Here is a 14,905-nt window from a genome sequence, read left to right on the forward strand (position 1 = left end):
TAAAGTACATTTGTTTAGGCAAACTTGCAAAGTGGATGAGAGTTGCTTGAGATTAGCAGTTGTTCTACAGCGTCAAACTACATGATTGACCTTGACCCATTCGCGTAATGGCTGGCGTATGCCAGCCGAAATAGCTTGACCGCTACTGTAGTTTTAATAGACAAGGATAGTGAGCGTCGTTATTTTTCTGATGTATCCGCACGCTCGGTGGGATTATCCGGAAACTTTCGTCTAACCTCTAAAAAGGAAGGTAAATCTGCTAATAAAATATCAACTAGTTCTGGCTCAAAGCGTTTGCCCTTTTCCTGTTTAAAATACTCAACGATTTCCTCCTCGGTCCATGGGCCTTTGTAGCACCGCTTACTCCCTAACGCATCGAAAACATCCGCGACCGCAGTAATGCGCCCGGCAACATGAATATCGTTACCGCAAAGCTGCCGCGGGTAGCCATTCCCATCCCAATGCTCATGATGTTCATGAGAGATATGGGCACCCAATTGTAAAATTGGATTTTCGGACTTCTTCAGCATTTCGTAACCAATAAAGGGGTGGGTCTGCATGATTTTTTGCTCATCGACATCGTGTTTCCCGGGTTTGTTTAAAATGTGGTCAGGTATGCCTACTTTTCCCACATCATGCAGCGGCGAAGCGAGCTTTATCAGCTCGGCATCTGCTTCTGAGAGCCCGTATTTTTTGGCCAGCAGATAACTGATTTCTGCTACCCTTTTAACATGCGATCCGGTTTCTTTGGAGCGCATTTCAACCGCTTCACCGATTACATAAGACAGCTCTTTCTGCGACTCTTTAATCACTTCGCGTAATTTGAGATTTTCGTGAGCGACCGCGATATTGTGGGTAAATACGCCTAACAGATGATGTTGAACTGCCTCAAGTCGAGCCTCGTTCTCTACGTAAAGAACGCTTTCAGTGCCTCGTTTGGTGGTAAAGTACCCTACAAAGTAATCTTCTTTTTCTATATTTTTCTTCGCTTCAAGTGCTTCGGCAATGCGTTTATCAACGATTTCGTTCAATGTTGACGGATTAACCGCCAAATGCAGTGTAGCCCCTTGATTCGCAGCAAGTATTTTGAGGTCAGAGTGTGACTGGTTAGGTTCCTTCACTACCGCACAGCAGACAATTTGGCTGGATTCGATATTCAAAATAACCGAGATTTGGTCAAGTATAGTGGACGCGAATTCATTGAGTGTATCGCACTCGATAAATTGCGAGGTAGCATCGATGATTTTTTCCAACCCGCGTCGATGTCGTTCAATGATGCGGATATCACGATAACTTCGCAAAGTAGCGTATAAAGATGTTTTTAGTCGTAACGCAGTCAGTTCGGTTTTATTCTTGTAATCATTAATATCATAGTCGCGAATGACGCTCTCTTCCGGCGCTTCCCCGGGTTGGCCTGTGCGTAAGATGAGTCGAATAGTGTGGTTTTTTAACTCATCGCGCACCCACTGAACGAGCTCTAATCCAGCGTGAGATGATTCCATCACCACATCTATAATGGCAACCGCGATATCGTGCTCGGTATCGTCCGCAAGAATCGCTTTGGCCTCTTTGGCGGAAGACGCGAATTCGAGCCGGATACCATGGCCATCAAACACCATATCGTTCATCACCAAGCTGGTAACCTGATGCACTTCCTGTTCATCATCGACCACCAAAATCCGCCACTTTGCTTGTTGAGGTAATACATTTTCGGTAAGTTCATCACTGGCAAAGACCAGCTCATCGTCATCCATTTACGCTACCTATTTGAGTTAGTAATCCTGAATATAGAAAACAATTCGGATTATTGCTGCTAAAAATTTTGATACGCCAAGATATCCGTAATTCGGTGCAATGCCGAGTTAAATTAAATTAAGTGAGGTGATTTAGAAATGTGCCTGTCTGAATTCCAAAATTCCATTTCAATTCCGACACGCGTGGAAGAAACGATGTATTCGCGTTAGCTTTGTGCAGGACAGTCACATACTAATCCAACGTCCAGTTGGATTTTGAGCTGGTTTAGCCACAATTGAATCACGTTTTCTTTAGCTGCAACTGACGCCATGCCTAGACCTAGAAAAAGCCTGATCAATCTTTCCGATACCCCTTACTATCATTGCGTATCTCGTTGCGTGCGTAGGGCATTTTTGTGTGGGAAAGACAAGCTAACGGGAAAAAATTATGAATATCGCCGTCAGTGGGTAGAGGATAGGTTGATGTTTTTAGCTGACGTATTTTGCGTAGATGTATGTGCTTACGCAGTGATGAGTAATCATACTCATGTAGTCTTGCGGATCAATAAGCAAAAGGCTGAGTCGCTATCAGTGAAAGACATCATTAGGCGATGGCATCGATTATTTAACGGGATGCTGTTAGCCCAGCGCTATATTGACGCAGATGAATGCGTAGCGATGTCTGAGGCAGAAATTAACACCGTAAACAAGCTCGCGGAAGTGTATCGTCATCGACTTTACAATATCAGTTGGTTCATGCGGCTCCTTAATGAGTATATTGCCAGACAAGCCAACAAAGAAGATAGTTGTAGCGGTCACTTTTGGGAAGGGAGGTTTAAATCTCAGGCGCTCATGGACGAAGCATCCTTAGCCGCATGTATGGCATATGTAGATTTAAACCCAGTGCGAGCCAAACTGGCGAAAACCCCCGAGGAGTCAGCCCACACCAGTATTCAAAAAAGGATAAACGCAGCTACATCTAATCGTCAGCCTCACCTGTTACTCCCTTTTACCGGTAATCTTCAGCACAACATGCCTGATGGCCTGCCATTTTGTATCCAGGACTACTTAGCGCTAGTAGATGTTACGGGGCGTCATTTCAATCCTGCAAAACGTGGCAAGATTGACGCATCAGCCTCACCAATTTTAGAGCGTGTTGGGCTTGAAGAGATGGATTGGACTCTAATGGTGTCTAGCATTGAGAGCGAATTTAAGTCAGTAGTGAGTGTTGAAAACTTGACCCGCCAATGCGACAGAAATAAAGGCTATAATAGCACTTAACCGCGTTAGGTTTTCCTTCGCGTTCTGCATGCAACCTCTCGTGACCAGTTAACCACGTTCATATGAACATGGGGTAAACCTGTGTTTATTTTGAGCACTCCAATGCCAACTCTGCTATCCAAACCGATTTGAGACACCCGTTAAGCAAACCCTAACGAAAAACGCTAAGGAAAAAGCCTGCAGTTTCCCTGATTTAAATTCTCCTGAGAAACCGATAAGTTGCATGTTAGGCGAGTGACTGTCCATGTTTATTCGTGTTTATTGCCGAAAACAGAAACGAAATGGGGTAACTTTTGAGTAGATGATATTGGTGCTCTAGATTACTCAGTAGTTCGCTAAAATATGGTTTTTGCTTCAGCGTTTCGTATAGTTCGTTTTTTTTCGTTTCAGTTAAATTCGTATAACTGCCCAAATATTGAAGTGGGGCCACTTTATCTCCTTCACAGCATTTGTGTGCCGTTTCGATAAAATCCACAATATATTTCGTGGCGTTTCTATCCCCAATGCGTCTGTATAGGGCTGACATCCATATCAGGCATGGAAGTTTATCGTTGACAAATGACGTTTCCATCATCCCTTTGATTTGTAGAAAAGGAGGTATAAACTTTTTGCCTACTTTTTTAGGGTCTTTTAACACCTTTCCTTGGTGGTTGCTTTTTCTCATTTTACTTTGTCAATCTCACACTATTGTCTTTGTTGGAAGTGGGTATTTTAAATCAACGTCTTTAGTCTGGATTTCTCTTACTTCTCTGCGGGTGTCATGAAAATACCAGATATTGAATTTTCGTTCGTGCTTCCAAGTATCGTGCTTTAGAGATTTCCAGCCTAAATACGAAGCTATGTGAGCTGCCATGTCCTTTTTTCTATCTGAGGTGACCTTACCCTGAAATGCACTCATCACCGCTCCTAATAAAAAATCCGCAAGTTGTATTTGATGCGAATCCTTCGAATCCTTTGTTACTACGGTATGGATTAGAGCATTACCTCCAAGTTGTTGTTTAAGCATATTATTCGCGATTGTGTGAAACGCTTCATCGGCCTTGTTATATCGCGATGGCAGCGGGTCTACTTCGACCCTAAACTCTGATTGCTGGTTCGGATGCGCATTTTTAACTGCTTTTATCTTTGAAGAGATGAGGGTCGTAAAATGCTTTCGCATTGCAAGGTCATAGTCACCATCATGAAAAGACTTATCAACTAAACCTTTCCTTACAATTATACAATGAAAAGCTAACCAAGCATGCCTGAAGAATACATCTGCTAGCTCTTTATAGAATGCAATATTGTTTTTTTGATGAGCGCGTTGCCATTTGATTTCGTTTGAATACCGATGTTTTTCTCGGAGATCTCTAATTATTCGAGCAAAGTCGCCTCGGCGCTGGTACTTCATCCACAGTGAACCGAATCCATAGTAAACTTGACCATCTACACCAGATTCATCACATGCTATGTGCCAGATTAGCTTTCCTTTGCTCACATCGCTGCTCCTTAGCCTTTTCTATAACGATAGCCTAAACCAATCACTTTGGCGACAAAAGCCCCGCTGGGTGGGCGGGGTGGATGCTAGCATCATACTAAGGGCGACTGTCCTTTTTATTTAACTCTCTTGATCTTCATGGCAATGAGGTTTTCGATACTAAATCAGAAGCGCTAATACGAATGTAATGGCTTAGCCTATCGGCTACAGGAACGGTATCTATATCTTCTGGTGCTAACATAATTTCATACACATCTATACCTTCAACTTTAAGTCTAAAATTAACAGATGCCTTTGCATTTTCAATATTGAAATATGTCCACTCGGATGTTTTAAAATTGGAGAGGGTGACAACGCCGATTTTTTTACATTCTTCAATAGTTAAGTCAGATTGATCTATATCTATTTGCACTTCAACGTATTCATCGTCTCTTCCATCGAATTTTCGGCTAACGTCTATTCCACAATGAGACAACTCATCTAACGTGCTTGCACAAGAAAGTCCCGACAAAGAAACGAACAAAATAGCTATGAATTTTTTCATTGACTTTCTCCACGCAAAGAATTTCTATATCTTTTCACAGCAGCATCAGATGCAAGATCAAAACTAAGATATTGGTGTGAATTAATATGCTTATGTGCTTGAGAGGGCTTAGCACGATTGTAATGCTTGGACTCATGTGCCAGATATTGAATCGTCCTCTCTACACCCGTATAGCCATTTTTCGCAAACGTCGCAGTCCTATAAATTGTAGATACCCCACCATAATGGTAACCATTTACCCAAACTTTCTCGTAACCGCCTCCATATTCTGTACCAGCATATTTATTTGCTTCTTCAAAGGTGGTAAAAAGTTTTGGTGCGTATGTTTTTGAGTGGTCTTCAACGCTTCTTATTGACACAGCATACATATCTTCAAACTCAACCTCTTCACCCATGTAACTTTGGTCAGCCTTGAAAAATTTCTCCGCTTCATCATAGACTTCTTGGGAATTTCCTTCTTCTTTCCCCAGTTGATCTTTATCTATCTTACCAACTAAACCGGTCGAGGCTGCGGCACCTTCACTGGCTAGATGACCAAAGATAGAGAAGCCGTCTGATTTGGCGAGGCTACCTTGCCCCCCTATGTCCATCATAGAAGAGCCTAGGTCATGAACACCTTTGTACGCACCTGAAACATTCTTACCTCCAACGGAGTCCACTTTAAAACTTCCGTTGTCGGTATTGATAACGATATCGCCCTTGTCTGTGACTTGGATATCGTCAATCGTGCTTACATCAAGGTCAGTTAAATCTTCAGGTTTGTAACCTGTAGGATCTGTTCCCGAAAGAGGATTATTCATTAGATACGAGTACGGGTTTATACCCTGCGATCCCCCATGCACGAGCGGATCAACCGACATAAACCGCCCAAGGTTATAATCATACACCCGACCGTTCATATGAATGATATTGATATGCTCTAGCGGCCCAGCGGGGAGAACATGCTGAAATGGTACTTCGTATCGTTAAGATAAATGAGGGCATCAACCCCTCCACAATGGGCAAGCCCCCGAGTCTCTGAACTAACCTGTCATAGTAACGAACTCTTCGGCACTAGTCGGATGAATCGCCACGCAGGCGTCAAAGTCCGCTTTGGTCGCGCCCATTTTCATGGCTACTGCGAAGCCTTGTAAAATTTCATCCATGCCGAAACCTATGCCGTGTAGGCCCACCACTTTTTCTTCTTTGCCTGCACAAACCAGTTTCATATGGGTACTTTGCCTATTGCGGGTAACGGCGGAAAACATGGCGGCGAAGGTTGAGGTGTACACCTTGATGTTATCTTCGCCAAATTCGGATTTGGCTTCGTCCTCGCTAAGTCCAACCGTACCGATAGGCGGGTGGCTGAACACCACGGTGGGAATTTGCGAGTAATCCATGTATGCATGGGTCCGATCATTAAATAAACGTTCACTTAACAATCGGCCTGCTTTCACTGCCACCGGCGTCAATTCAGCCTGACCCGTGACATCGCCAAGGGCATAAACGCCTTGAATGGTGGTGGTTTGGTATTTATCTACCTTTATATAGCCTTTGTCATCAGTTTTAATGCCGGTATTTTCCAGGCCTAATTTAGCGGTACTGGGGGTACGTCCGATGGCCCAAATCAGCGTTTCCACGGTAAGGGATTTACCCTCTTTCAGGGTTATCTTGAGTTCACCACTATCTAATTTTTCCACTTTTTCTACATTGGTATGATCATGCAGTGTGGGGCCGTCTTCATTGATAAACTCGACTAACTTTGAGTGGATAATCGAATCGAAATGGCGCAGTGGCGCATGATGACGAATAAGCAGATGGGTGTCGGTTCCCAGCGCGTGCAGCATCCCGGCTAACTCCACCGCAATATAGCCGGCGCCCACCACGGCCACACTTTTAGGCTGCTCGTTTAAGGCAAAAAAGCCATCAGAGTCTATGCCGTGTTCCGCACCCGGAATGTCAGGTAACGTGGGATGTCCACCCACTGCAATAGTAATGTGTTGACTGGTGTACTGCTCACCATTCACCTCGATAGTATGGTCGTTGATAAACTTCGCATGTCCCTGAATGCGGGTGATACCGTTATTCCCCAGCACTTTGTCGTAAGAGGCATGAACACGTTCAATATACGCCTCACGGTTAGCCACTAACGTTTTCCAACTGAACTTGTTCACGGTCAGCTCGAAGCCATAATCTGGTGCATAGTGGGAAAGGGTCTCAGCTACCTGTGCGCCATGCCACATGGCTTTTTTAGGTACACAACCAACGTTCACGCAGGTACCACCGATTGGGCCGCCTTCAATTAATGCGACGTTTTTCCCGTGCTTCGCTGCCCGATTCGCTGAAGCAATGCCGCCACTGCCACCACCAATACAAATATAATCAAATTCTTTCATTGTTTTTTAACACGCTGTAAAAAGTTATTTCAACATCCTACATGGTTGTTAAGCTTATGCCAAAGCTTGCACATTAGAGAATTAAATTACCTTTATAGTAGTTGTTTTTGTTTTCAACTACCCTTACATCAATAAGCAAATCTACACAACGAATGAGTAAAAAATGACTGTTTCAGCACTTGAAAAGGTGGATGGTTTACCTTTGTTTTCTCAGATTAAAACTGAAGAGATTAAACCCGCGGTTGAGCGTGCCATTGCAAATTGCAAGAAAGTAATTGAAGAGGTGGTCGCGTCGAAAGATTACACCTTTAACAATGTGGTCACCTATATCGATGAGGCTGATGATACGCTTGGCAAAGTGTGGTCACCGGTAAGTCATATGAACTCGGTGGTCAGCTCTGATGAATTAAGACAGGCCCATGATGCTTGCCTGCCGTTATTATCTGAATATTCTACCTGGGTTGGACAACACGAAGGGCTGTATCAGGCATATTGTGCGCTAAAAGAAAGTGATGAATTTGCTTCGTTAGACGAGCAAAGTCAAAAGCATATTACCAATACAATTCGTGATTTCACCTTGTCAGGGGTGGCGTTGCCTGCCGACAAGAAAAGCCGTTTTGCGGAAATTCAGGCGCGGCTTAGTGAACTGGCGTCGACGTTTAGCAATAACGTAATGGATGCCACCATGGGGTGGACTAAACATGTTACAGATAAAGAAGAATTAAGTGGCCTGCCTGATTCAGCGCTTGATGCCGCAGCAGAAGCAGCGAAAGAAAAGGAGCTTGAAGGCTGGTTGTTTACGCTGGACATTCCCTCTTATTTGCCAGTGATGCTGTACGCCGACAACCAAGCGCTGCGTGAAGAACTATACGTTGCCTATGCTACTCGAGCCTCTGATCAAGGGCCAAATGCGGGTGAATGGGATAACTCTGCGATTATTCAGGAAACCTTAAAACTACGCACAGAACTGGCCAAGCTGCTAGGTTTTGACACATTTGCCGAACGTTCCCTGGCCACCAAAATGGCTTCCTCTACAGAGCAGGTGCTGGAATTTTTACACGATTTAGCTGCGCGTTCGCTGCCACAAGCGAAAACAGAGCTGGAAGAAGTCAGGCAGTTTGCCAAAGAAGAACACGGTATTGAGTCGTTAAATGCCTGGGATATTCCCTATTACAGTGAAAAGCTAAAACAACAACGCTATACCATCTCAGATGAAATGTTACGGCCATACTTTCCGGAAGAAAGAGTGCTGGGCGGTTTATTCGAAGTAGTAAAACGCCTGTATGGCATTACTATTAAAGAACAGCAGGGCGTGGATACCTGGCATAAAGATGTGCGGTATTTCACCTTAACTGATGAAGACGACGTACATCGTGGCAGTTTTTATCTCGATCTATACGCCAGAGCGAAAAAACGCGGCGGCGCGTGGATGGATGAGTGTCGGGTAAGGCGAATTAAGCCCGATGGCACGCTGCAACAACCAGTGGCTTTTCTGACCTGCAATTTTAATCGCCCGGTGGGGGATAAGCCTGCGCTATTTACCCACGATGAAGTGGTTACCTTATTCCATGAGTTTGGCCACGGTACTCATCATATGCTGACGAAAATGTCGGTGGCAGGGGTATCTGGAATTAATGGCGTACCTTGGGATGCGGTGGAATTACCTAGTCAATTCTTAGAAAACTGGTGCTGGGAAAAAGAAGCGCTCAATTTTATTTCAGGTCACTGGCAAACCGGTGAGCCGCTGCCAGAAGATTTGCTCGAACGCATGCTGGCGGCGCGGGATTTTCAGTCTGCCATGTTAATGGTGCGTCAGTTGGAATTCAGCTTATTTGACTTTATTTTGCATAGTCAGGACGGCGCAAGCGTAGATGTGCAAAAAGTTCTCGATGACGTCAGAGACGAGGTAGCAGTAAATATTCCGCCTAAATTTAATCGTTTTCAACATAGTTTCGGCCACGTTTTTGCCGGAGGGTACGCGGCAGGTTATTACAGTTATAAATGGGCCGAGGTACTCTCTGCGGACGCCTATAGTAAATTTGAAGAAGATGGGATTTTTAACCGCACCACCGGCCGCTCGTTTTTGCAAAACATTCTCGAAATGGGCGGGAGCCGCGAGCCTATGGAGTTGTTTGTTGCTTTCAGGGGGCGCGAACCCAAAGTGGATGCGTTGTTAAGGCATAATGGTATTGTCGCCAATGCCTGAGTCATTTGATTCAATCTATAACCGTGCTTGCGAACGTAAGGGCTCTGCGCAGGCACTTGAGGCGCAGTTAAGTCGTCCACTGAACAAAACGGAGGTCGCTCACATCAGTGACGACCGCTTTTTGGCTCAAATGACGAAGAAGGTATTTCAGTCCGGGTTTGTGTGGCGCGTGATAGAGCAGAAATGGGCTGCTTTCGAAGAGGTGTTCTTCGGGTTTGATATCGACAAGGTCTTACTCATGCCGGATGAAATGCTTGAACAAAAAGCCACAGATAAACGTATTGTCCGAAACTATAAAAAGGTTATGACAGTACGTGATAATGCCATGATGATAAAAGATATCAGTCAGCAATATGGTAGTTTTGCTACATTCGTGAATCAGTATGGGCCCGGCGACATCACCGTATTGTGGCGAAAGCTGAAGCAGCACGGTGCACGCTTAGGTGGGAATACAGGGCCCTACATGCTTCGCGCTTTAGGGGTGGATACCTTTGTCTTATCCCGCGACGTAGAAGATTATCTTCGCAAACACGACATTTTCAGCGGGGGAGCGTATTCGAACCGAAGTCTGGAGGCGATGGACGCAGCGTTTTTGTCCTGGCACGAGCAGAGTCAACGTCCGTTACAGCATCTCAGTCGTATTATCGCGATGAGCTGGGGCACCAACCAGTCAGCCTGATCCCAGAACATCTAGCGGCTTTCGTTATGGTGGGGTGAGCTAAATTACTGGTTAATGTGGGCAAATAACTGTCCTCATAGATGCGAATTGGTTACACTTCACTGAAAATTCAAACCTAGTTTGACAGGATAGTCATGAGCGACCATCACACAACAGACCATTCTCTTCCCAATGACGGGGAGCATGCGACCACCCATTTTGGGTTTAGACAAGTAGATAAATCATCCAAAGCGTCCATGGTTGCGGGGGTTTTTGATTCCGTTGCGGCCAAATATGATGTCATGAACGATGTCATGTCGATGGGCGTCCATCGATTATGGAAACGTTATACGGTGGATTGCGCCGCGGTGCGAACAGGTCAGCATATATTGGACCTGGCCGGTGGCACTGGCGACCTGGCCGCAAAATTTTCCCGCCGGGTGGGGCCAACTGGCTCGGTCACCCTGGCTGACATTAATTTGTCGATGTTAAAAGTGGGACGCGATAAGTTGCGGGATCAGGGGCTTATTCAGAATATTGAATATGTACAGGCCGATGCCGAGGCGCTGCCCTTTGCCGAAAATACCTTCGACTTAGTCACTATGGCTTTCGGCTTACGTAACGTTACCGAAAAGCAAAATGCGCTAAATTCAATTTTTCGCGTGCTTAAACCAGGCGGACGTTTATTGGTATTAGAATTTTCTAAGCCCACTGTGGAGCCAATAAGCAAAATTTACGATTGGTATTCATTTCATGTGTTGCCCAAAATGGGGAAGCTGGTGGCCAACGACAGTGAAAGTTACCAGTACCTTGCTGAAAGTATCCGCATGCATCCAGATCAGGAAACCCTTAAAAGCATGTTCGAGCAGGCGGGTTTTGAAAACTGCGACTACCAGAATCTGACCAGTGGTATTGTGGCACTTCACCGTGGGTACAAATTTTAAATGCCAGCCCTGCCCATGTTAAGCGGTGTGCTAGAAACGCTCATCAATCAAGTACTGGCCTTTGATCCTGATAGTCACCAGCGGCTTGCCAAGCTTAATCATGCTTGCTTGAGCATATTTATTGATGGTTTCCCCGAGGGGGTCACCATGCACTTTGCGGATAAAGTCGAAGTCAATATTGAACGTGAACCGTTTGCACAGTTAGCGCAAAATCTGCCCCCCCGGCATTGTTGTATTAAGACCCATCTGGGAGTGCTGCCGGAACTGAAAGAAACCAGTCAGCTGACTCGCCTCATCCAGCAGAACAAGCTTTATTTGGAGGGAGACATTAACGTCGCCCAACAGGTGAGTGCGTTGTTTCGCGAATTGGACATAGACTGGGAAGAGCAGGTGGCGAAATACACCGGGGATGTGATTGCCCATCAGGCGTTCTCGGTACTGCATGGTCTGTTCGACGCGGCCTCTGAGTTTACCCATAAGGGACAGCGCGTGTTAGCCAATACGATAGTAGAAGAAAAAGAGCTCGCTGCGCACAAACTGGCGGTCATGCATTTTTGTGATGAGGTCAGCGCGTTACGAAACGATGTAGAACGCTTTGAAGTACGTTTGAAGCAATTAGAGTCCCCCTTATCTTAAAAAAATTATGCGAATAGTCAGACTTTACCAAATAAATAAAGTGCTTCTGCAACATGGGTTGGATGAACTCATTCCCAGCCGATGGCAACCGTGGTACGCCCGTAGCTTCCGTAAATGCATCTTTTGGATACGTAACAAGCACAAAGATGAGTCCGCCGGCATACGCATAACGTTAGCATTACAGTCATTAGGGCCGGTTTTTGTTAAGTTTGGGCAAATGCTTAGCACTCGCCGTGATCTCTTGCCGCCAGAGATAGCCAACGAACTGGCGATGTTGCAAGACAAAGTGAAACCCTTTTCCAGCGCCAAGGCACAACAAATCATCAGGACCTCGCTAAAGCTTAATGCCTTGTCAGAGTTATTTGAAGAATTCGATGAAACGCCGCTGGCATCCGCTTCCATAGCGCAGGTTCATGCCGCCAAATTACGCCATGGCAGTAAGGATGTGGTGGTTAAAGTACTTCGTCCGGATATTCAAAATACTATTTTTGCCGACATGAAACTACTTTTCACTCTGGCGCAAATGCTCCAGAAGTGGCTTCCCGATGGTCGAAGGCTGCGCCCAATAGAAGTGGTGAGAGAATACGAAAAAACGGTGATAGATGAACTGGATCTGTTACGTGAGGCTTCCAATGGTATTCAGTTAAAACGCAATTTTGAAGATTCAGCCGCACTCTATGTGCCGCACATTTATAGCGATCTTTGTCGCACCAACGTGCTGGTGATGGAGCGCATCTACGGTATTCCCATTTCCAATATTGATGCCCTGCTGGCTCAACGAACCAACCTGAAAAGGTTAGCCGAGACGGGGGTGGAAGTCTTTTTTACCCAAGTCTTCAGAGACAGTTTTTTCCATGCTGACATGCATCCGGGCAATATTTTTGTGTCGACCGAACATCCGCAAGAACCCAAATATATCGCTATTGATTTTGGCATTGTGGGTACGTTGAACGAGGAAGATAAGCGCTATTTGGCCGAGAATTTCATTGCCTTTTTCAATCGGGATTACCGCAAAGTGGCCACTTTACACGTGGACTCAGGCTGGGTGCCCAGCGACACTAATATTGATGCGTTTGAGTTGGCCATTCGTACCGTATGTGAACCGATATTTCAAAAGCCATTAGCTGAGATATCTTTTGGCCATGTGTTGTTACAGCTGTTCAATGTGGCGCGTCGATTCAACATGGTGGTGCAGCCGCAGTTAGTTTTATTGCAGAAAACCTTACTTTATATTGAAGGGCTGGGACGCCAACTGTATCCACAGCTGGATTTGTGGAAAACTGCAAAACCCTTTTTAGAAAAGTGGATGAAAGAACAGATTGGCTTTAGCGCCATGATGAGCAAGGTCAAAGCGAATTTACCCTTTTGGTCCGAAAAATTTCCCGAAATTCCAGATTTGCTTCACGATGGTTTAACGCAACTGAAGCGACTTCCGTTGCAGCAACAAATATTGCAGGCGCAAATTATACAGGAACATCACAATACTAACTCGGTCATCGGACTAAGTGCGATGGCAGCAAGCTTTACCATTCTCGCAGGAGTATTGCCCTTGTATGCAAATTCGTGGGTTTTTTCAGCCGCTGCTGGCGGGGTAGCGCTCGCTTGCTGGTTTAAAGTTTGGCATACCAGTCGAATTCAAGTCGTTTAACCATCTCGGTTATATAACTTGTTGCTTACGCAAGAAAAAGCAACATGAACTTTTTGTGATTTTTTACATTTTTCACTATAAAAATGTGTCAATTTTCTCAGGCGGTGTTATAGTGAAGTGGTCTTTAAATAGACGTGATTATTGAAGCTCTGCCTTGATGTAAAACCACTCAAGTTACCTAGTGATTTGTTGTTAGTTGTTTACCGCAATAAAGTAAGACCCAAATAACCGTTTATTAAAGGCGTTAGGTGCGCGTTAGCGCAGTTTTTTGCAAGATATTTGAGGTCTTTATGTCTAAAGTAACAGGCACAGTTAAGTGGTTTAACGCTGACAAAGGGTATGGTTTTCTAACGCAGGATAGCGGTGATAAGGATGTGTTTGTACACTTCCGTGCTATCGTTTCTGAGGGTTACAAAACTTTGAACGAAGGTCAACGTGTAGAATTTGAAGTAGAGCAAGGTCAAAAAGGTTTGCAAGCTGCAAACGTGAACGCGCTTTAATTCTATTGGGCAGCGGTGTAGTTTACCGCTGCTTTCATTCCCCCCCTGTTATTTCATTTTAATACGCAATATTCACTTGCTTATGCGTTTTGCCTTCGTATGATGGTAAGTGTGACTTATTTTCTTTTGAATTTTTGCGGCATTTCTGAGTCTTATATTCATTTGTAATGACGTGGGTGCGCCCCTCATTGCGAAGGAGCAGCATGGATGTTATTCGTTTCAGGAGACGTTTTTTCATGATTCATAAGTGGATGGCTTCGCTTCTCATTTGGGTAGTGCTTTGCATCGCCTCTGCGCATGCGCAAGAAAAACCCATAGCCGAACTATTTGCTCAGCCGGTTTTGGAATCGGCCTTGATGCCAGACAGCCAGACGCTAAGTCAAATTGCCAGAATGAATTCTGCCAGTAAAGAAATGGCGTTAGTTCAGTATCTACATAGTAAATTTGCCGAAACACTGATTGAAGGGGTGCTTGAGGACTTTGCCCAACGCCAGGCGATAAAGGTGGATCAACAACTGAAGCGTGCGTTCGTAGAACGGTTCGAGCAACAAATTCTTCAAGAGACCGTGAACGACGATACCGCCGCCAATACCGCTAAAGTGAACGAAATTGCCGACACCCAGGTTCGGCACTGGCAGATAAATAAAGCACTTTATGAAAAGTTTGGCGGGGTGGTGATATTCAAGCAGAATAACCCGCAGTTTCCCGTCGGGGCTTATGAAACGTTACTTAAACAATATCAACAAGCTGGTAAACTGAAAATTTTCGATGATCGCTATCGGGCGGTTTTTTGGGAAGCCCTTGAGCCTCCCTATTCGTTTGAAATCGATCCTGCAAACGTGAATTTTGACACGCCCTGGTGGCTTGAAACAAAAGTTGCTCCCTAGCCGTTACTGAAGGTTA

14 protein-coding genes are annotated in these 14,905 nt (G+C 45.0%); 8 read left to right on the forward strand and 6 right to left on the reverse strand.

Translation table 11 applies throughout. From position 1 onward, the window contains the following. Positions 1-179 precede the first annotated feature (179 nt). A complete protein-coding gene (locus OPS25_RS12295) occupies positions 180-1,754 on the reverse strand; it encodes a DUF3369 domain-containing protein (RefSeq protein ID WP_265618031.1) in 1,575 nt (524 codons plus the stop codon). Between the two features lie 309 nt (positions 1,755-2,063). Here OPS25_RS12295 and OPS25_RS12300 point away from each other — a divergent pair, with 309 nt between their 5' ends. Further along, positions 2,064-3,014, forward strand: a complete 951-nt coding sequence (locus OPS25_RS12300; RefSeq protein WP_265618032.1) for a transposase — start codon at positions 2,064-2,066, stop codon at positions 3,012-3,014. A 226-nt stretch (positions 3,015-3,240) separates the two neighbouring features. On the opposite strand, the gene OPS25_RS12305 is transcribed toward OPS25_RS12300, so the two are convergent. From OPS25_RS12305 to gorA, 5 genes are all read right to left on the reverse strand, one after another. Continuing rightward, a complete protein-coding gene (locus OPS25_RS12305; RefSeq protein ID WP_265618033.1) occupies positions 3,241-3,678 on the reverse strand; it encodes a hypothetical protein in 438 nt (145 codons plus the stop codon). A gap of 15 nt (positions 3,679-3,693) precedes the next feature. Continuing rightward, positions 3,694-4,491: a DUF3800 domain-containing protein gene (locus OPS25_RS12310; protein WP_265618034.1), complete on the reverse strand. Its 798-nt coding sequence runs from the start codon at positions 4,489-4,491 to the stop codon at positions 3,694-3,696. 136 nt (positions 4,492-4,627) lie between these two features. Then, a complete protein-coding gene (locus tag OPS25_RS12315) occupies positions 4,628-5,035 on the reverse strand; it encodes a hypothetical protein (protein ID WP_265618035.1) in 408 nt (135 codons plus the stop codon). Next, positions 5,032-5,934, reverse strand: a complete 903-nt coding sequence (locus OPS25_RS12320; RefSeq protein ID WP_265618036.1) for an RHS repeat-associated core domain-containing protein — start codon at positions 5,932-5,934, stop codon at positions 5,032-5,034. Before OPS25_RS12320 ends, OPS25_RS12315 begins: the two co-directional genes overlap by 4 nt. 123 nt (positions 5,935-6,057) lie before the next feature. Continuing rightward, a complete protein-coding gene (gene gorA / locus OPS25_RS12325) occupies positions 6,058-7,410 on the reverse strand; it encodes a glutathione-disulfide reductase (RefSeq protein WP_265618037.1) in 1,353 nt (450 codons plus the stop codon). A gap of 163 nt (positions 7,411-7,573) precedes the next feature. Between gorA and prlC the strand changes: the two genes are divergently transcribed. The 7 genes from prlC to OPS25_RS12360 all read left to right on the forward strand — a co-directional run bounded on the left by prlC (position 7,574) and on the right by OPS25_RS12360 (position 14,889). Next, a complete protein-coding gene (gene prlC / locus OPS25_RS12330; RefSeq protein ID WP_265618038.1) occupies positions 7,574-9,616 on the forward strand; it encodes an oligopeptidase A in 2,043 nt (680 codons plus the stop codon). Further along, complete coding sequence (locus OPS25_RS12335) at positions 9,609-10,295, forward strand: DNA-3-methyladenine glycosylase I (protein ID WP_265618039.1); 687 nt, start codon at positions 9,609-9,611, stop codon at positions 10,293-10,295. Before prlC ends, OPS25_RS12335 begins: the two co-directional genes overlap by 8 nt. Before the next feature lie 134 nt (positions 10,296-10,429). Further along, complete coding sequence (gene ubiE / locus OPS25_RS12340) at positions 10,430-11,218, forward strand: bifunctional demethylmenaquinone methyltransferase/2-methoxy-6-polyprenyl-1,4-benzoquinol methylase UbiE (RefSeq protein WP_265618040.1); 789 nt, start codon at positions 10,430-10,432, stop codon at positions 11,216-11,218. Continuing rightward, positions 11,219-11,854 carry a ubiquinone biosynthesis accessory factor UbiJ gene (locus tag OPS25_RS12345; protein ID WP_265618041.1) on the forward strand — a complete coding sequence of 212 codons (636 nt, stop codon included), beginning with the start codon at positions 11,219-11,221 and terminating at the stop codon, positions 11,852-11,854. A gap of 7 nt (positions 11,855-11,861) precedes the next feature. Further along, the gene (gene ubiB / locus OPS25_RS12350; protein WP_265618042.1) at positions 11,862-13,502 is read left to right on the forward strand and encodes a ubiquinone biosynthesis regulatory protein kinase UbiB; all 1,641 of its coding nucleotides are present in this window, start codon (positions 11,862-11,864) and stop codon (positions 13,500-13,502) included. A gap of 290 nt (positions 13,503-13,792) precedes the next feature. Beyond that, positions 13,793-14,002: a transcription antiterminator/RNA stability regulator CspE gene (gene cspE, locus OPS25_RS12355; protein ID WP_265609086.1), complete on the forward strand. Its 210-nt coding sequence runs from the start codon at positions 13,793-13,795 to the stop codon at positions 14,000-14,002. Between the two features lie 236 nt (positions 14,003-14,238). Beyond that, positions 14,239-14,889 carry a hypothetical protein gene (locus tag OPS25_RS12360; protein ID WP_265618043.1) on the forward strand — a complete coding sequence of 217 codons (651 nt, stop codon included), beginning with the start codon at positions 14,239-14,241 and terminating at the stop codon, positions 14,887-14,889. The last annotated feature ends 16 nt before the right edge of the window (positions 14,890-14,905 follow it).

The sequence above is a fragment of the Alteromonas aquimaris genome (genome assembly GCF_026183695.1).
Lineage (GTDB): Bacteria > Pseudomonadota > Gammaproteobacteria > Enterobacterales > Alteromonadaceae > Alteromonas > Alteromonas aquimaris.